Source organism: Nitrospira sp. CMX1, assembly GCF_054902215.1.
In genome coordinates, this window is record NZ_JBUBKD010000040.1 from 135,893 (window position 1) to 155,030 (window position 19,138).

Consider the following 19,138-nt stretch of genomic DNA (forward strand, 5'->3'; position numbering starts at 1 on the left):
AGCACATCGATGCCGGGATATTCATGCTGCGCCATCCGCTCCGCCCGTTTCGAATCCCGCATCGAGGGCATGATGGGCCTCTGAACCTCTTGCGGACCAAAGTGCCAGCTTAGAGGCCGGCGCTCTGACCCCACCATATTCTGGAGGAGCAGCAGGCATTCCATAAAGGCATGTGGCGGAGGTGGGCATCCCGGCATATACACGTCCACGGGAATGAACTTGTCGACGCCTTGCACGACAGAATAGGCGTCAAACATGCCTCCGGAGTTCGAGCAAGACCCCATCGAAATCACCCAACGCGGCTCCAGCATCTGTTCATAGAGTTGCTTGATGACGGGGGCTACCTTCAGAAACACCGTTCCCGATACGACCAACACATCGGCCTGTCGCGGTGACCCGCGCGCGACTTCCGCCCCGAACCGAGCCACGTCGTAGACACTGGTGAAACTCGTCGCCATTTCGACGAAACAGCAGGACAAGCCGAAATTCAACGGCCAGAGGGAATTTTTCCGTCCCCAGGCCAAGAGATCTTGCAGCTTCGCAAAGAAAACCGACTGTCCGACGACAGAGGTTAACGGACCGTCGCCGCCCTCGGTCACCCGCACACCTTCCAGTCGTCCGTTACGCCACTCGGTCATTGTAGAGTTCCGTTGACTTGTTGATATGCGGTTTCTGCCGGTACCGAACTCGAGGACGCTGAGAGTGAGCATGCCAATCAAGCGCCCCGGTGAGCCATAGATACGCAAGAGATACCAACAGAACAGCCACAAAGATCGTCACTTCAATGAAGCCCAGCCAGCCGGTCTCCGGTACTGCAACAGCCCAGGCATAGAGATACGCCGCCTCCACATCAAAAATAACGAAGAACATGGCGATCAAATAGTATTGCACCGGTGGGCGTACTTGGGCATTGCCGGTTGGCCGAATCCCACATTCATAGGGAATACCCGTTGCGCTTTCGAAGCGACGCTCCGCTTTCCTCCAGTACCGCTCGCCGAGTAAGGGCGGGAGGCCCAGCATGACGGCAATCACCACCCCGACACAGAGCCCATATACGCAAATCTGCCAAATAGATTCATCTACCATGGCGACAATTATGTATGTAATTGTGACACACGTTCTTTCCCTCACCTTGGATATCATGTCAGGCGAGATTTGGCTCCAAAAAATGAAAATGTTGCAATTCTGGTCGGAGGGATCTGACTACAGACTGTGGGGTAGGAAAAGAAATGTGGCTCGCAGTTATTCAACCAGACAAGCTCAACTGTATCACGGCGCCCCCCCTTGCAACTCAACGAAGTGGCGGCCACCATCCTTCCTGAGAATGAGCGGATTTTTTGTGCCAGGTTTGGTCAAGGGACATCGCCACAATGGCCAGTCATGGCCCGGCTGCGGCGGGGTTCGCCGTATCTTCCCGTACCCGGAACCACACCACATACAAGGATGGCAGAAAGAGCAAGGTCAACAGGGTGGCAACCGCCAGACCACCCATGATCGCGGCAGCCATAGGCCCCCAGAAAACCGTCGGGGCAATGGGCAGCATGCCAAGAATCGCAGCCACCGCGGTCAACATGATCGGACGGAACCGCAAGAGAGCCGCCTCCACAACGGCATTCCAATCCGAATGTCCTGCTTCTTTCTCGACTTGAATCTGATGGACCAGGATGACCGAATTACGGATGATCATCCCGACGAGGGCAATCACGCCCAGCAACGCCACGAACCCCATGGCCTTCTGAACAGTCAGCAGAGCCAATACGATACCAATGACACCGAGCGGCGTAACGCTGAGCACCAGCGCAAGTCGGCCAAAATTCTGCATCTGCACCATAAGTATGGTCATCATTAAAACAATCGTGATCGGGAAAACGGCGGCCACCGACGCCTGAGATTTCCCACTCTCTTCCACACTGCCCCCCACGGCAATGTCATATCCAGAGGGAAGCTGCTCACGTAGTGCCGCCATCGGCTGTTGAAGATGGTCGACGGCGGTGTCGGGCATGATGCCGGTTTTCACATCTGCCTGCACGGTGAGCGTAGGCACTCGCCCCCTCCGCCAGATCAGGGGAACATCCTGCTCGTACTTGATACTCGCCAGTTCGGTCAGAGGCACGGTCTTTCCATTGGGCAGAGGAATTTCCAGTGCTCGCATTCGGTCTAAAGATATCCGCTCCGTTTCTTTAGCCCTGATCACGACGTCGATCAAGTAAATATGGTCACGGACCTGCGTGGCAGCCTCGCCGGACACCACAAGATTGATCGCCTGGGCGACATCCGATGAGCTCACCCCCAACAGTCTGGCTTTATCCTGATGCACCTGAATGGTCAACTTCTGGATCGGCTCCATCCAGTTAAAATTAATGTTCCGCAACTCCGGAGTCGCCGCCATCACACCCGCCACACGATCGGCGATTTCACGAACCTTGATGGGGTCTGATCCACTGACACGATACTGAACGGGCCACCCGACCGGAGGACCTAATTCGAGTGGATAAATGCGTCCGACAACTTCAGGAAACTGCCGTGCCAACACGCCTTCAAGACGCGTCCGTACACGTTCCCGAGCCTCAAGACTCTTCGTGACGATGACCGTCTCGGTAAAAAACTCGTTATCCAATTGGACATCGAGGGGCAGATAAAAACGGACGGCGCCTCGCCCGACATACGAACTCCAATGATCGATCTCGTCATCATCATGGAGGATCGCATCGAGTCGTTGCGAAACCTTGTCGGTCATGTACATCGACACGTCCTGCCTCAGACGCAAATCGACGACAAGCTCGGGACGGTCTGAGGACGGGAAAAATTGATTGGGAACCAAGGGCAACAGCGCCAGCGCCCCACAAAAAAGGCCGAGTGTCATGGCAATGGTCATCTTGGAATGACGCATGCACCACACCAATAACCGGTGAAACCATTGGAAAGCCCGCTCAGTCTCCTGCCGGGAGGAGCGCGGATGTGCCGACAGCACAAGCGTACCAATCAAGGGCGAGAACAACACCGCAACAACCCATGAGGCAAGCAACGCGCCCGCCACCACGAGGAAAAGCGAAAAGGTATATTCTCCCGCTCCGCTCTTGGCAAAACCGACCGGTACAAAACCGATCATGGTCACCAGTGTGCCGGTCAGCATCGGAAACGCCGTGGTCGTGTACGCATAGGTGGCCGAACGGAAGGCATCCCAGCCTTGCTCGAGCTTGGTGATCATACTCTCGACCGTGATCATGGCATCATCGACCAACAACCCGAGTGCAATAATCAGCGCGCCAAGTGAAATCCGCTGGAAATCAACCCCCCACATGTCCATCATCACAAAGACGCAGGCCAAAACCAGTGGGATCGAACAAGCCACGACGAGGCCAGCCCTGACGCCGAGGCTAAGAAAACTGATCCCGAGGACGATGGCGATCGCCTCCCACAAGGCCTCCATAAAATCATGAACGGCGTCGTGCACAACCTTGGGTTGATCCGCCACAAGGTGAAGGTTGATGCCGATGGGCAAGGTGGCTGTCAGTTGCCGCATCGCCTGCTGGAGATTGCGTTCGAGTGCGAGCATATCACCGGATGATCGCATCGAGACGGCGAGGCCGATTGCATTCTCCCCATTGACCCGGAAAAGTGGTTGGGGAGGATCGGTATACCCACGGGACACCGTCGCGATGTCACCCAACCGCAACATACGATTGCCGATGGCAAAATTGAGCTGTAGAAAGTCCTGTTCGGACAGGAATTTCCCGGAGACCTCCACGAGGACCCGCTCATCGTGAGTTTGGATGATGCCGGACGGGTTGACCGCATTCTGTTGCTGAAGAGCCTTGATCAAGGCGAATCGATCGAGTTCGAGCTCGGCGATGCGCTGCGCGGAAAACTCGACGTAGATCCGTTCGTCCTGTGCTCCGATGGTATCCACTTTGGCAATATCGGGAACTTCCAAGAAACGCGACCGTGCCAGCTCAACATAATCGCGCAATTCCCGATGAGAATATCCGTCAGCGGTGAACGCGTAAATAATGCCGAAGGTGTCGCTAAACTCATCGTTGAAGAACGGCCCTCTCGTGCCTTGTGGGAGCGTGTGCACGATGTCGCCGACTTTCTTGCGAACCTGATACCAGACGGAAGGCACCTCTTCTTTGGGCGAGCTATCCAGCAGCGACACGAAGATCGTAGATTTGCCGGCTGTCGTGTAACTTTTCAGATAATCCAGGTAGGCAATCTCTTCCAGTTTCTTCTCGATGCGGTCTGTGACTTGCTGCATCGTTTCATCTTGCGTCGCGCCCGGCCAGAGGGTTTGTACCACCATGACCCTGATCGTAAACGGCGGATCCTCGTTCCGTCCCAGACTCACGTACGCATAGGCACCCGCAATAAGCGTCACAACCATGAAATAGATCGTCAGGGCTTTGTGGCGGATGGCCCATTCGGACAGGTTAACGCCGGCCATTCATATCCTCCAGCAATGTGACCTGTTGCCCTTGATGGAGTGAATGCGCGCCTGCCGTAACGATTCGTTCTCCTGACTCCAACCCTGAAGCGATCACCACCGCGTTCTGATGATAGTGAGCGACTTCAACCTCACGTTTCTGAACGGTGCGAGTGTTCGGGTCGATCACCCATACAGCCGGATGTGCCTCCCGCATCATAAGCGCGGAGGATGGAATCTCCGTCTGCATGCCCGCACGTAGCTTCACCCTTCCCACAATGGTCGACCCGAGAAACATTCCTGAAGGGAGTGAATCCAGGCTGACCTTCACCGGATAGGTTCTGGTTGAGGGATTCGCCTGAGGGGAGATTTCACGGACATGACCGACGGTCTTAATAGACGGATTGTCAGCCAGCCATACGTCGATTTCCTGGTGTGGCAACATGCCGTCGCGAATGATCTGCGCCGGCATATCGAAGACCGCATCCCGGCCTTCCTGATGCGCCAAGACAAATACCATTTGCCCAGCTTGGACAACCTCACCGGGCTCCGCACCCTTCGCGGTGATGACACCGGTGGCATCCGCCTTAAGTTCCGTATAGCTGAGCTGTACCTCCGAAGAATTGAGCTTGGCCCTCGTCGCATTAACCTGGGCCTGCGCGGCTTTCAGTTGCCGCACCGCCTCTTCATGCTCGGCTTGAGACACGGCTTTTTCTTTGAGCAGGATGCCGAATCGACGTTCCGCCGCAGTGGTTTGGTCCAGCAGGGCCTGCGCCGCGGCATGATCGGCTTGTGCGGCATTCCTCGCATGCCGTTCCGTCGCCGCATCCATCTGAGCCACGATCTGGCCGGCCTTCACCGTATCGCCGACGCTGACTGAACTTTGAAGGAGTTTGCCGGAGAGACGGAAGGCCAATTTGGTTTCGTCGCGCGCATGCAGCTGCCCCGTCAATGCGATGAGATCGCCGGACAGATGGGTTTCGATCACCAGACTGCGAACCGGACGGACCACCTCAGGCTCAATCTTCTGCTCACACGCCACCACCGACAGACTGAGGGCCGCCACTACAGAGCCACACGAAATAGTGCCAGGCATCTGCCCCAGAGATTTTAAAAGAGCGATCATGTCGAACCCTTTTCTCCTCACTTTTTGACCGTTTGATGGATTGTGATGAATTCATGTGGACCCAAATGGATTAGATGCTGCAACATGTGGCACGCTTGCTCACAAAAGAGCCCTTACCTCTATCAGATTGTACGAAGAGAATAAATCAGAACTTCCTAAGGAATGACCTGTGTAACGTCATTCAATAGAAAACCCCGAAATCTAGTTATGGAGGGACAAGGCACCGCTCTCAGACATGGATGGGCATTACGAATGAACGGAAATGAAGTAGGGGCCCTACGATAGGAAGCAGACACAACAACAGCACGAAGCAGATTCGGCTCAATTATCCTTCACTCATAGCCCGTTCAGCCTGCCTCATCCCAGCCCTCATCCACCGGTCATCGAATAAAACGCTCGACCAATTGTCTCTCCTCTAGCTCCGTCTTGATTTCTCCATTCAGACGGGCATGGAGCAACTGTTCAAGAATCTGTTTAAACTTTGGACCGGGTTTGAGTCCCATCGCTTTCAAGTCGGTACCGGTCAGAACGGGTTTCACATGCTGATAGGTTGTGAGGAATACCGAAACAGAGCGCTTGACGGTATCCCCTTTGCTTTTGGCCATGAGGATCAGCAGCGTCTCATCTGACAATCCCAATAAGAGGTGATAGACCTCCGCTGGCTTGAGCGGTCGTTTTGATGCTAATCGGCGAATGACGTGATGGCAACCCGCACGAGCCAGTTTAAGTGTGGTGGCCTCCTGCTCGGAAAATGGGAAGCGCCTGAGTACATCCTTCACCGCACGTTCGGGCAGCATTTCAACCAGCCCCATCATGTAGACCAGCCACGTGTCCATCTTCCGATCGAGGTACAACAAGCGATACCAATCGACCGCTTCATTGACGGCGTTCAAGAGAGTCTCCAACCGATCCGACCAACTCAGCTTGGGATGGACGAACCGTAGCAACCCAAAATGGGCCAGTCGTTTGATGGCCCGCCGTGGCTCTCGTTCGGAAAACAACACCTTCAGTTCTTCGAGCAACCGATGGCCGGACAGTCGATGAAACAGATCCATTTTCACAGCGCCGGCGATTAACGCTGCTGTGTCCTTGCCCAAATGAAAGCCGAAGCGAGTTTCAAATCGAATCGCTCGGAATACGCGAGTCGGATCTTCGACAAAACTGAGTCCGTGCAACACGCGGATCACTTTATCGTTCAAATCTCGTTGCCCACCGTAGAAATCCAATACATCGCCGAAGCCCTTCCCGTTCAACCTGACCGCCAAGGCATTGATCGTAAAGTCACGACGATAGAGATCTTTTTTAATCGAACTGTGCTCTACCGTCGGTAAGGCAGTCGGATACTCGTAGTACTCTGTCCGCGCGGTGGCCACATCGAGTTTGAGACCATCGGGCAGCAGCACCATCGCTGTCCCAAATCGCTCATGCACCTTCATCCTCGCGTGCAGCATGTCCCCGAGCTTTCGCGCGAAGGCGATGCCATCGCCTTCGACGACAAGATCCAAATCCAGATTCTTAATGCCGAGCAGCAGATCTCGCACGCTACCGCCGACGACAAACAGCGAGATCTCGCAACGATCAGCCAATTGTCCTGCACTCTCCAATAGTGTCACCAGACGATGCGGCAAACGGCTCTGCAACAGCCCCTTGACGTTACGGCGTGGCCCTCCGCCCTCCGACTCAGTTGCACGAGGGTGCAGCGCCCTCAATCGTGCCTCTTTCAACACATCGTCGTGCAAGGTCCGCAACAAATCCGTCCGGGTGATGACACCGACGACTTTCGCCTCTTTGACGATCGGAACACATCGCTGGTTCCGTTCGATCATGGCCGTCTCGATCTCATGAAACGAGGATTCCGGTTGTGCGATATAGGCATCAGTCTGCATGATGTCCCGCACGGCCATCTTGCCGAGACGATGAAACAACGCCTTCTGAATCGATTCCCGACTGACGATCCCCGCGTAACGGTCCTTTTCATCCAAAACTGGGAAGACATTCAGACCGTAGGCCGTCATCCGCTGTCCACCGTCAGCAACGGTCGTGTCCATCGCGATCGCTTTCACCGGGCTGGTCATGACATCCTGGGCCAGCAGCGTTGGACGATACTGTGTGGTCAGCAACGAGATGATTTTTTCTTTGACTTCTGAGAGTGTCCGCCCTTTGACCGCGGCCGCTGCCGCAACGGCATGACCTCCCCCGTTGAACTCCCGTGCGACCCAGCCCACGTCGATCTCAGGTCGACGGCTCCGTCCGATCACTTCCACACGATCAGCCATCATCACGGCGACGATGACCGCATCGACACCTTGCAACTCTGCGAGTCGATGCACCACGCCAGCTGCCTCACCGCGGCAGCGGTCGACCGTGCTCGTCGACACCAGGACCTTGCGACCGTCGAGATACAACACATCACTGTGCTCGAGTAAATCGTTCAATAGCGCGACCGCGTCAGGATCAAGCGGTGTGTAGAGGGTATCCGAGACCGTATTCAGATCCGCGCCGGCTTCGATGAGAAACGCCCCGGCTTCGAAATCCCGACTGGTCGTGGAGGAAAAGGTAAACGACCCGGTCTCTTCATAGAGGCCGAGAGCCATCACCGTGGCCTCAAACGGTGTGACGGGGAGATGCCGTCGCCGGAGTTGTTCGATGACAAGCGTCGTCGTCGCGCCAACTGAATCCACCACCGACTGCTTTGAACGTCCAACACAGACCGAGTCTGCTTCAATGTGGTGATCAATCACCACAACCTCAACTGCGGGATTCTCGAGGCACGATGTGAGCGTTCCAATCCGGCTCGGTTCTTGGGTGTCAACCAGTATTAACCGGGTGATCAGGGCGGGATCAACGTCTTTCAGTTTCGTGATGTCGAGATCGTGAACAGCCAGGAAGTTACGGACGGCCTCCTGTGCTCCAGCCGGGAGAATCAACTTGGCATCCGGAAAGAGTTTCCGCACGGCAACCATGGAAGCAAGGCCATCGAAATCCGCGTTACCATGTGTTGCAATGACATCCATGCTGGCATTGTAGCAGGGACCAGGCAAGGCACAAAACGGCAGTCTCACCGATAGGCTGACGGGAGCCCGATAAGAGGCAAGACGCACCTCGATCGACATTGCCAGCCCCATCCGCTCAATCGGATCGCTTCACGATCAGCGATGGCGTGCATCTTGGCGATCATGTCGTTCTCGCGCAATGGGACGAGACGCGCGCTTCTTTGCAGCACCGATCCGTCCTGTTTCTTTCCTGGTTACCGCCCCGTCCCTCTTGGCACTTTTCTCTATGCGATCCCTATGCGTCTGTTCGTGATCAAGCCGAGTCGCCTCCTGACGATCGAGTTGTCCTCGGTCAAAGCTGCGCTCGATCCAATCCTCTTGATTCAGCTGCTGTTCAATGAGCTGTGTACCGGACTGACCATAGGCCAGACTACTCGCAAACACGATTGCCCCACTGATTGCGATGAGCATGCCTTTCATCAGTCCCTCCTCGATCGGCATATCGTGCAAGAACATTTGGACGTCTCTGCCTACGCGGCAGTCCTCCATGATTTGATGTATCAAGCACGTTGAGAAACGTCTACTCTTTCAGGGTTTAGTGCGAAGAGGAGAGCCCGGAGAACTCAGTGATCTCGCCCACTGCCTGAACGATCAGATCGTTCAATTCTATCCGGTCGGTCAATGCGATCGATGTTCTCATGGCGATCAGGCCTGTCGATCTTGTCGGGACGATCGACCCGGTCTGATCGATCACCACCGCCAGATCGATCGCGTGACGAGTCTTCTCGACGGTCCCGCCCTCCCCGATCTCCACGGCCCCCTCGATCGCCGCCACCAGACCCACTGCGATCATCGTCCTTGAAGAGCCGATCACTTCGTTCACCACGGCTCACTTGTTCGCGAAGCGCTTTGAGGCTCGCACGTCCTTCTTCAAAATCGGACCCACGCCGTTTGACTTCTCGGCTCAGATCGAGCAGCTCGGAAGCGCGATATCCTTGCTTCATTCCCTCGCCGATTAAGGCCGCGCCGTCTTTCGACGGGACTTTCCCCTCTTTCATCACCGCCAGGCTCTTCGCCCCGGCTGCAAGTTCTTCTTGTGTCGCCTTGTGCCGGCCATCTTGTGACAGTCGGCTCAGCTCCCGTACCTCCTCGACCGTTGCCCCACGTGAAAGCGCCTCCGCCATCGTTTCGATGGCACGTTGTCGATTCCCTTCCTCCAGTCCATGAGAACCCGCCTCCTTCAGCACCTCATGCGCAGACTCGAGTCGGGACGTCATCTGCCGCAGCACCGGGTCAATCCGCTGGGGCTCGACCCCTTTCGCCAGACCTTCCCGCACCTTGTTAAGTAACGACTCAGTGGGAAGTCCGCGCTCACCGGCCTTGCTGACGTGATCGAGCAAAGGAGCGATCTCATTCTCCGAACGACCCTGTGCCGAACCAAGCCGAGTGATCGCGTCCCGATCTTGCACCGAAAGAGGTTCGGCCCAGACCGAAGCCGTCGTCAATGCGACCAGGACGTTCAGCACCCCCATCGCTCTAGAGATTCGTGTCCTCATGAGCTCATCGTACAATCACGACTCCGTTCGTTTGTCCGAATCCGTCGGTCACAAACTCCTCGGCCTGCGGCGGCGTGACCCATCGCACGCCATCAATGACATACATGAACGTATGTTCTCCTTCATCCAACGGCACATCGACCGACCACAGCGAGCCCCCATCCACCATCTTCATCGGTATCGCGTCCTTGGCCCAGCCATTGAAGGACCCGGCGAGAAAGACTTGTGTGGCACCGGGTGCAAGCAGGGTGAATCGTACGGCACCCGCCAGTGGCTTGGGCAGACTGGGCGTTATTACCGGAGGTTTGGCGCAGGCCGAGAAGCCACCTAGCAGCACGATCGCAATCAGAACTGTGCGAGAAGCACGGCCAAGTCCCTTGAGTCTCATTCCCATCTGCGGGAGAGTACATACAGACTAGGCCCGTTGCAAGGGACGATCGATGAAAGTTAAATATCGACATCCAGCACCGCATTCTGGGCACCAAACCCATCGGTCTCGGCTTCCGTCGCCAGCGGATCGGCAATCCATTGTTTCCCATCGATGACGAACATATATTGGTATCGACCGGGTTTGAGGGGAATGGTGGCAGTCCACATACCGCCATCCGACCGTTCCAACGGTGTGTGCGTCGGGTTCCATCCATTGAAGTCTCCCGCGACCGACACCGATCGTGCTCCTGGCTGCAGTAGGACGAGCCGGACGAACACCGTCGGCTCCTGTTTCATACCGGCGGCGATCGTCTGGGTCGGAGCCATCGCAACCGGCACCTCGACGATTCGTTCTGTCCTCATCGACAACAGCCCCACCACTGTCGCGATCGCGACACAGGCTACAGCAACGGCGCCGGCAAGGTTCCACTCCAATGTTCGCGTGCTGGTCACAGCCGCCCACACACGTTCCCACCAGCTCATGGCCGATGGAGCAATTTTGGCCTGTAATTCACTCAAGAACCGGGGTGAGGGAGCGAACCTCGGCAACCGGATCGCTTCAGCAACGACCATCTCCAGATTGAGCCACCGCCGACGCAATGCAGGATCGGCATCGACCGCACGCAAAAAGGCAACCCGTTCTTCTGGTGTGAGATCGTGATCCAAAAAGCGTTGAATCAGGAGTTCTGGGTCAGTCATATCATCACCATCCACGCGATGCACGACCTATCGTGCTGAGTTCAGCGCCACAAGGTCTCGACTGAGTTGGACTCGCCCTTTATAGACTCGCATCTTGAGCGTGTCGCTGTTCACCCCAAGGATCTCTTCCATTTCCTCGTAACTGAGCCCTTCAAGATGTTTCAGGACGAACGCTTCACGATACAGCGGCGGCAATCGCTGGATGGCCTGATCTAATTCCTGTGCCACCTGTTGCTGCGACAGCAGCCGCTCAGGCGTCTGTTCGTCCGCCACGTGCACATCGAGCATCTCATCGATATCGACATCGTGTTGTCCCATCCCCGGTCGTTTGGCCCGCAGCCAATCTTTGCACTTGTTGACGGCGATCCGATACAGCCAGGTCGAAAACTTTGCGTCTGCACGAAACGTCGCCAACGCTTTAAAGGCCGTAAGAAAGGCTTCCTGCGCCAGGTCCTCAGCTTCAGCACGGTCGCCGACCATCCGGTAGGCCAAGTTGATGATCGTGGATGCATGCCGGTCGATCAGCTGTCCGAATGCCTCATGGTCCTGCTTGAGACTACGAACAACGAGTTGAGCATCATCTGGCCCTGGATACTGATCCGGTGGCATGTCCTAACCCCAGTTAGTCTGGTCCGATGCCACAGGACCATTTGCGTCTGCCTATCTGTTTCATTAGACGACTCAAGGCGCAACGCGTAAATTGACACGAAAGATGATGAGGAAACCAGCTAGAACCTGTAACTGCTACCGATTGAGACAACATAGTCCGGTGCACCATTTGAGAGCCCAACCGCTACGCCACCATTCAAACGCCACGCTGGAGAGAGCCGATAGTTCGACGAGAAAAATACATCTCTGGCATTCGGTAAGCCAACTCGAAGTGCACGGTACTCTTCAAAGTAGATGCTGGCCAGCCAATCTTGCGTCAGGTAATAGCCTGTGCCCACATCCCACCAATATTGGTTGCGAAGACCGAGTGTACCGGACCCATCGGCCAAGTCAGGGTCGCCGATGAAGTTATACCCGCCGTCAAAAAAGACCAGCCACTTCTGACCGATGAGTTTAGACATCTCGATCCCATACCCATGGTCGAACTTGCCTGTTCCTAAACCTTGACTCGCCGTTGCCGTTGGAAATTTAAAGCGTGCCGTCACGGCAATGAGCGGCACATAGTCCTGTTCTTCGACAATATAGTAGCGCCCCCTCAGAATGACATCGCCGATTCCTGTGGTCGTCACCCTTTGTCCGGTGACTCGTGTAGTCGTACCACAAACACGATCCTTGCCAGACACATTTGAACCTTTCCCACTGCAGCCTCCGTCGTCACTTGCCCCACCACTTCCACCGGATCCGCTGTTGCTTCCATGATTATCATCAACACGGAATGCGGTCCCGCCAACGACCGTTGTCCGTCCGTCCGTAATGGCCGTCACAGAAGGAATGACCAACGTGATATCCCCGTTGGCGAATAACCGTCTGATGGAAACAGGGGCATAGATAAACTCACTCGTCGTATTGGTGCCAAAATTCCCGTGGCTATAGCTTGGGGTGAAACTGATCTGCCAGTTGCGCTCGGACGCAGGCTGTTGTCGTTTATCGGACGGATCAGCTGCCAATGCCTGTCCTCCCCAGAATCCCATCACGGCCACGATCATCACCTTCACGATCCACATCTGCGTCATTCTCGCGTCCCTCCTTGGACGAACAGATCACGTCTTTCGCACACACGCGTCTGTATGGATATCTTACTTACGCGATTGACAAGGTGGAGTGCAACGGCTCAGCGGATACCTCGACTGCATAGCAGAACGGCGCCGGAAGACATCCGGCGCCGTCAGTAGAGCCTCTTGCTCAGACACCCCTAAACCGATTGCCCCTTAGTGTCGACCACCACGCTCTGGTCTCTCCGACCGCTCCGGTCTGACGGAACGCTCGGGTCGTTCCGGCCGTTGCATCTCTTCCATCTGCTCCGGTCTATTCGGGCGATCCATCTGCATCATGCGGGCATTCTCTCGCCCGTCACGGCCATGTTCTCCCGCGATTTGATCGACACGGTCGAGCCCACGCAGTTCCCCGCCTGTGTCAGACCGACGATCCTCTCGCCTGTCAAACTGGCGATCCTCCCTCCGATCTTCTCGTCGGTCAAGTTGACGATCTTCACGGCGATCTTGTCTTCGATCGAGCTGTCTATCTTCGCGCCGATCCTCTCTGCGATCAAACCGGCGGTCTTCTCTCCTATCTGCCCGGCGATCTTCCTGACGGACGTCACCCCCGGCTTGCGCAACCACGAGAGCGTCTCTGCCATCTCTGCCTCTGTGGTTCCATTCATCCCAACCACTCTGCATGGACCCGGATCCACTATTCAGCAAGCCTGACCCTCGGCTATTCATTCGGACTACCGGGTCATCAATGGCGCTGCTCGCTATTCCCATTGTCGGTGCGGTTAGAAATGATAACCCAGCAATCGTGCCCAACATAATGTCCTTCCAACTGGTAGAGTTCATCATGAATCTCCTTTTTCTGCTGATTTTATTGATTCATTGTAGCCAGATGCACCACCTGCTCCTAACTAATCCCCCGACTCTGCCTCTTCCCAACGGACCATTGAACCGCTCAATTTGCCCTTGATCTTTACCAGGGAATTCTCATGCGCCTCTGCCAGAAAGCCGGCGCGATTCCCCGATGAACCACTCACACTCTCAAACTGAGTGACGGTGCTGGTATCCACGGGTACACTCAAAATCACGAGGACGTTTCCGGCGATTGACTGCACTGGCCCCTGCAGAGTGATGTTATTGTCCGCCGATCGCAGCTCGACGCGCGTGGCAATGACTGAATTGGCACCGCCAACACGACCACGAACACGAACATGGTCGCCGGATGATAACCCATCAAGGCTGGCATCTTTGAATTCGGTCTGGCCGTTCACGGTGATCGTCAGGCCGGACAATCCCGTGAGCGTGAATGCATTCGCGCCAATTGTCGCAATATCCCCTTCTAGTTTCACACTCTCATGAAACTTCACGTGCTTGGCGAGAAGTACACCGTTCTCCCATTGCACCCACGGCGATCTCGTCGACCGTACCGCCACGAAATTCCGTATTCACAGCCGCCTGTACCCGCGTACTGCCGATCAAAAAATCGCCGGCCCCGCGCACCTGTGTCACATAGCCCTCGACTTCAAATTCGTCGACCTGATTCCCGACACCTGGGTTCTCCGGTTCGACTTTGGTCGCAGTCAACGTCGTCGCATTAAAAACAATCCCCTTAGCTTCCACCAACTGGCCATTCCAATGACTGCCGTTTGGAACAGGCATATCGCTGATCAGAGCCGTTGCATAGCTCACCGTGAGGGTTCCGATCTGGAATGTCTTGGTGCCATCGTTATGATTCGTGACGAAGCCACGCACCTCCGGTGTCACATTGAGCAACTTCTTTTCGATGAACGTCGCCTGAATGACTCCGCCCGGTCTGATATGGCCATTGACCTCAACATTGTCGCCGGCCACCGGGTGCACATTATTGTCGAAAATGGTCGTGTCGTCGACGAAGACCGTCTGTCCCATGACCACCATGCGTAATCCGTCCGTCGCGACCGATTGAACCCAGCCCCTCCACTGCATCCTTTTGTCGCACAGAAGCTGCCGTGTGTTGAGTGCCAGTAAATGAGCCGTGCACAGTGACGACCATGCCCTTCTTAAGGCCACAGGTATTACTCGCGCTGATGCTGCATCGGATCGATTGATCTTCATGAAACGCTTCAACTTCGCTCGTATCAAATTTCTTCCCATTGACATAGACACTGCCGAAGTTTGTGATCGTGCCTGATGCCGATGCTGAGCCGCTTCCCGATCCACTGGCCGAGACGGAGGGTGCACCGTTGCTGCCGCATGCAACCAGCAGTCCTACGAGTCCGATCATGCCTATTAGACCGAAGATCCATCGTGAGATATGCATGGTGTGTTCCTTGGTGAATAATAGTGGTTATGATTTCTGGTTGTGTGAGTCATGGAGGGAAACATCTGAAAGCCGCGGCATGTCCGTCAGGACATCCGCCGACCAGGTGACTCGTGCCGGGCACCATTGCCACACGCCGAGCGTGAGGTTGCTCGTCAAGCCTCCAGGAAGACAAGCTGTTCGGTTGACCGAGACCTCTCGATTAATGACACGGGTCGAGGCTCCACCGCGGTTCAAACACGGCTCACTCGATATGGGATGCAGATCAACATGAGGTGTCACGAACGCCATGACCGGAACCGGTAAGATCGCGATCGAGGAATCATCGACCCACTCACTGCCGCTGCAATGACCGACCAGTCCAGTCGTACGCTTCACATCGTCGTGAACCAGGGTAGCGGTACAGCCCGACAACAGCAGTGATGCTGATACGAGATAGATGCTCACTCTTGAACGGAATGCTTGCATAGCCCTCCCCTTCTCACCTTGTCTGATGAGTTAGACGGAGGGGAGAGGGAAAGGTAAACGAGCGGCCTGGCCTCTCTCAAAAGAGGCCTAGGCCAAGGAGAGAGGCGACTGCCGGCTGTTTATTACGGTTGGAAGACATAGACGGCACCACTATCGATGAGACCGTTTCCGGTGGCGGCTTGGTTGGGCGAACCTGCGGTCACACCAGTCAGAGCACTGTCCTCGGTACTGCTTCCCACGGCCAAGGTCGCACCGCTCAGTGCAACGCTTTGACCAAACTGATCACCGGCTTCGGTATTGGAGGCCTTTACATAGGCTTGCTGGCTCCAGACCCCAGCCGTTCGTGTGAACAGATAGGCCGCCCCAGCATCGGATGCACTGTTGTCCGACTGAGTCCCCGCAAGGCCTGTGGCATTGCTGTCCTCCCGATAAGCACCGACGGCCAGCTTGTCACCATCAAGGGCCACGGTGGACCCAAAGTTGTCAAGTGATTCGGTATTTGAGGCCTTCACATACGCTTGTTGGCTCCAGCCACCGCCGGTCCGTGTAAAGATATAGACAGCCCCGCTGGCTGGAGATCCAATGCCGGTAGTCACCGCATTCGGGGAGCCGGTGATCACCCCGGTCAGCACACTATTTTCGCCAGGGGCTCCTACGGCCAGCGTGTCGCCACTGAGTGTGAGACTCGTGCCGAACGCATCGTTGTTCCTCGTATTGGAAGCTTTCACATAGGCCTGCTGACTCCAGCTCCCACTCGTCCTGGTAAACACATAGACCGCGCCGCTGTTCGCTGCTCCATTACCCGTCGCGACTTCATTCGGGGAGCCGCCAGTCACCCCGGTCAGCGCACTACCTTCCTGTAACGCTCCTACGGCCAAGGTATCACTGTTCAGTGCGACGGTCTTGCCGAACACGTCATTGGCTTCCGTATTCGAGGCCTTCACATAGGCCTGTTGGCTCCAGACACCGCTGGTGCGAGTAAACACGTAGACGGCGCCTGCATGCGATGCGCTGTTGTCCCCTTGATTCCCATTGATGCCAGTGGCGTTGCTTTCCTCGCCGATAGCCCCCACCGCCAAGGTGTCCCCGCTGAGCGCGACGCTCGAACCGAAGCTGTCAAACATTCCAGTATTTGACGCCTTGAGATACGCCTGCTGACTCCAGACGCCGTTCGTGCGCGTGAACACATAGACCGCGCCGCTGTCTGATACGCTATTGTTACCTTGAGCACCGTTCACACCGGTCGCGTTGCTGTCCTCGCCTGGAGCCCCCACAACCAGCGTATCGCCACTGAGCGCGACACTGGATCCGAAATTATCGAAAGCGCCCGTATTCGACCCCTTGAGATACGCCTGTTGGCTCCAGACTCCATTGGCCCGCGCAAACACATAGACGGCTCCAGTAGCTGACGCACTATTGTCCACTGGATTTCCATTGACGCCGGTGGCGTTGCTGTCTTCAAAAATGGAACCAACGACGAGGGTGTCCCCATCCATGGCCATCGTGAGTCCGAATGCATCACCGGTATCCGTATTCGACGCCTTCATATACGCCTGCTGCGTCAAGGTTTCCGACGAGCCACCTCCGCTCACCGTGCAGCCGGTGAACACTAGGTAGCTGAGAAAGAGTGAAGAAACAGCACAAGACCTGTGAAGCCTCGACGGGAACGTCATAGATACCTCCTTGTCCACGTCCATGCATCCATAGCGTAGATGGGTCGGATCCTAGCAGAGAATCCTCGACAGTCCAGCAAATAGCAGAACCACGTAATGGAAGCTCTACCGGTGAGCGTGGCGGCCAGATCCTAACACGGACGCCCATGACACAGCGTCAGACTCGCTTTCATATATACCCCGGTATCAAGAGAGAGACGGCTTCAGGTCTGTCTCAGATAAACTGGTCAGAAAGAATCACTCCCTCCACCGCGACGGCACGTGCCTAGGAGCGGAAAAGCTAACGGTTTCCAGGACGGGCCTGTTGTGACTGCCACGAAGCTGATCGGACCATATTGCCCCATTCTGCCTTCGTGCCTCGAATCCACCTGACCAGTCCGATCAATTTCCAGTACGAATTGAGCTGTCGATACCCAAAGTTTTCGATGACCGCAACCGTGACGAGTGTGAAAAGGTCAGACGGCCGTTGGTACAGATGAAACGTCATTTCTTCCATCAGCAAGGCACACAAGGACAGGGTAATCCCGAGTCCCAGCGCCACGCCCACACAGAGCAACCAGACATGGAACGACACTAACCCCAAACCCAATCCGATCAACAATAGCCCATAGCCGAGGATTTCAAAGGCCGGCCCAAACCATTCAAAGACCGTCATAAACGGAAAGGCTAACCACCCAACCGTACCTCCCTTTGGATGACAGCATAGTTCAAAATGCCCTGCGAGGCTGTCGCAAAGTCCGCGCTGCCAGCGAATGCGTTGATTCCTAAGCGTACGGTAATCCTCCGGAACCTCGGTCCAGCAGACTGGATCCGGCACATAGGTAATGCGGTACGGGATGCCGTTCAGACGATGATGGTGATGAAGGCGCACTACCAGCTCCATATCTTCACCGATCGTGGCCGTTCGGTACCCTCCGACTTTCAGCACAGCCTCCTTTCGGAATAGTCCAAACGCACCTGAGATGATCAACATCGCATTGAGGGGAGACCAGCCCTGCCGCCCAGACAAAAATGCGCGGAGGTATTCCACCGTTTGGAGCAATGCCAACAGGCTCGTCGGCAGACCGACGCGCTTCAACTCTCCCGCCTCAACGGAGCAGCCGTTGGCGACACGGATCGTGCCACCACAGGCCACCGTCCGGTGATCCAACAAGAAGGGCTGCACCACGCGATAGAGACTGTCCTTCGCCAAGACCGAGTCCGCATCGATGCAGCAAAACAAGGGATAAACCGATAGGTTAATCCCGGCGTTCAATGAATCGGCTTTGCCGCCGTTTTCTTTGTCGATCACACGGACATTGGAATAGATCGCCGAGTGATAGGTCGCTCGGATCGGTTGTGTCGGCAGATCGCGGCTATACGCTTCGGGAAATGGTTTCAGTTCGAATGCTCGGCGCAACACATCGATCGTGTCGTCTTTCGAGCCATCATTGACTACGATGATTTCATACTCGGGATATCGGAGCTGTAGCAAAGATTGAATAGAACTCGCGATTGTGGCGGCTTCGTTATATGCTGGCACAATGATGCTAATTTGTGGCTCATACCCGGTGAACGCTTGCGGGAAGTGCTCCCCCATTCGCTCTTCGAAGTACTGCCGAAGCGAGAAGATGGAAATGGCATTGAGGAGCAAGTACCCACCCGTCAGAGCAACCAGATACAGTAGAAATAATGCCTGTGATACACCGTAGATCGCTTCGAAGGTCATGCGTGATTCGAGGCAAAATCGCAATGCATTGCGGCTCGCTCCCTGAGTTCCTACCATCGAGACGGCTGCGCCGAGGGGTAGTCGCCTGTGTGATCGTCATCTCAGGGTG

Annotated in this window: 18 protein-coding genes and 1 pseudogene; all 19 read right to left on the reverse strand. The window is 55.7% G+C overall.

Going from position 1 to position 19,138, the window contains the following annotated elements:
- Positions 1 to 29: 29 nt before the first annotated feature.
- Positions 30 to 638: pseudogene (locus tag ACYX34_RS10330) on the reverse strand (NADH-quinone oxidoreductase subunit B); the annotation flags it as partial.
- Complete coding sequence (gene ndhC / locus ACYX34_RS10335) at positions 622 to 1,086, reverse strand: NADH-quinone oxidoreductase subunit A (protein ID WP_462076478.1); 465 nt, start codon at positions 1,084 to 1,086, stop codon at positions 622 to 624. The gene ndhC and the pseudogene ACYX34_RS10330, both read right to left, overlap by 17 nt.
- 292 nt (positions 1,087 to 1,378) lie before the next feature.
- Entirely contained in the window at positions 1,379 to 4,441 is a 3,063-nt protein-coding gene (locus ACYX34_RS10340; protein ID WP_462076479.1) for an efflux RND transporter permease subunit, read from the reverse strand.
- On the reverse strand, positions 4,428 to 5,546 hold the full coding sequence (locus tag ACYX34_RS10345) for an efflux RND transporter periplasmic adaptor subunit (RefSeq protein WP_462076480.1): 1,119 nt from the start codon (positions 5,544 to 5,546) through the stop codon (positions 4,428 to 4,430). The genes ACYX34_RS10340 and ACYX34_RS10345 overlap by 14 nt, the downstream gene beginning before the upstream one ends.
- 380 nt (positions 5,547 to 5,926) lie before the next feature.
- Complete coding sequence (locus tag ACYX34_RS10350; protein ID WP_462076481.1) at positions 5,927 to 8,659, reverse strand: CBS domain-containing protein; 2,733 nt, start codon at positions 8,657 to 8,659, stop codon at positions 5,927 to 5,929.
- Between the two features lie 36 nt (positions 8,660 to 8,695).
- A complete protein-coding gene (locus ACYX34_RS10355) occupies positions 8,696 to 9,019 on the reverse strand; it encodes a hypothetical protein (protein WP_462076482.1) in 324 nt (107 codons plus the stop codon).
- 143 nt (positions 9,020 to 9,162) lie between these two features.
- A complete protein-coding gene (locus ACYX34_RS10360) occupies positions 9,163 to 10,095 on the reverse strand; it encodes a hypothetical protein (protein ID WP_462076483.1) in 933 nt (310 codons plus the stop codon).
- A 4-nt stretch (positions 10,096 to 10,099) separates the two neighbouring features.
- Complete coding sequence (locus ACYX34_RS10365; protein WP_462076484.1) at positions 10,100 to 10,483, reverse strand: isoamylase early set domain-containing protein; 384 nt, start codon at positions 10,481 to 10,483, stop codon at positions 10,100 to 10,102.
- 59 nt (positions 10,484 to 10,542) lie between these two features.
- Positions 10,543 to 11,223, reverse strand: a complete 681-nt coding sequence (locus ACYX34_RS10370; RefSeq protein WP_462076485.1) for a hypothetical protein — start codon at positions 11,221 to 11,223, stop codon at positions 10,543 to 10,545.
- A gap of 27 nt (positions 11,224 to 11,250) precedes the next feature.
- A complete protein-coding gene (locus ACYX34_RS10375; RefSeq protein WP_462076486.1) occupies positions 11,251 to 11,832 on the reverse strand; it encodes an RNA polymerase sigma factor in 582 nt (193 codons plus the stop codon).
- A 119-nt stretch (positions 11,833 to 11,951) separates the two neighbouring features.
- Positions 11,952 to 12,905 (reverse strand): transporter, encoded by a 954-nt coding sequence (locus ACYX34_RS10380; RefSeq protein ID WP_462076487.1) that lies wholly within the window; start codon positions 12,903 to 12,905, stop codon positions 11,952 to 11,954.
- Between the two features lie 195 nt (positions 12,906 to 13,100).
- Positions 13,101 to 13,223: a hypothetical protein gene (locus ACYX34_RS10385; RefSeq protein WP_462076488.1), complete on the reverse strand. Its 123-nt coding sequence runs from the start codon at positions 13,221 to 13,223 to the stop codon at positions 13,101 to 13,103.
- Positions 13,220 to 13,528: a hypothetical protein gene (locus ACYX34_RS10390; protein ID WP_462076489.1), complete on the reverse strand. Its 309-nt coding sequence runs from the start codon at positions 13,526 to 13,528 to the stop codon at positions 13,220 to 13,222. The genes ACYX34_RS10385 and ACYX34_RS10390 overlap by 4 nt, the downstream gene beginning before the upstream one ends.
- A 264-nt stretch (positions 13,529 to 13,792) precedes the next feature.
- Positions 13,793 to 14,248, reverse strand: a complete 456-nt coding sequence (locus ACYX34_RS10395; RefSeq protein ID WP_462076490.1) for a DUF5666 domain-containing protein — start codon at positions 14,246 to 14,248, stop codon at positions 13,793 to 13,795.
- A complete protein-coding gene (locus ACYX34_RS10400; protein WP_462076491.1) occupies positions 14,235 to 14,789 on the reverse strand; it encodes a DUF5666 domain-containing protein in 555 nt (184 codons plus the stop codon). Before ACYX34_RS10400 ends, ACYX34_RS10395 begins: the two co-directional genes overlap by 14 nt.
- Positions 14,743 to 15,180 carry a hypothetical protein gene (locus ACYX34_RS10405; RefSeq protein ID WP_462076492.1) on the reverse strand — a complete coding sequence of 146 codons (438 nt, stop codon included), beginning with the start codon at positions 15,178 to 15,180 and terminating at the stop codon, positions 14,743 to 14,745. The genes ACYX34_RS10400 and ACYX34_RS10405 overlap by 47 nt, the downstream gene beginning before the upstream one ends.
- Before the next feature lie 27 nt (positions 15,181 to 15,207).
- Positions 15,208 to 15,648 carry a hypothetical protein gene (locus ACYX34_RS10410; RefSeq protein ID WP_462076493.1) on the reverse strand — a complete coding sequence of 147 codons (441 nt, stop codon included), beginning with the start codon at positions 15,646 to 15,648 and terminating at the stop codon, positions 15,208 to 15,210.
- Between the two features lie 122 nt (positions 15,649 to 15,770).
- Positions 15,771 to 17,321, reverse strand: coding sequence for an FG-GAP repeat protein (locus ACYX34_RS10415; RefSeq protein ID WP_462076494.1), 1,551 nt, complete (start codon positions 17,319 to 17,321; stop codon positions 15,771 to 15,773).
- A 280-nt stretch (positions 17,322 to 17,601) separates the two neighbouring features.
- Positions 17,602 to 19,029 carry a glycosyltransferase family 2 protein gene (locus tag ACYX34_RS10420; protein ID WP_462076495.1) on the reverse strand — a complete coding sequence of 476 codons (1,428 nt, stop codon included), beginning with the start codon at positions 19,027 to 19,029 and terminating at the stop codon, positions 17,602 to 17,604.
- Positions 19,030 to 19,138 lie beyond the last annotated feature (109 nt).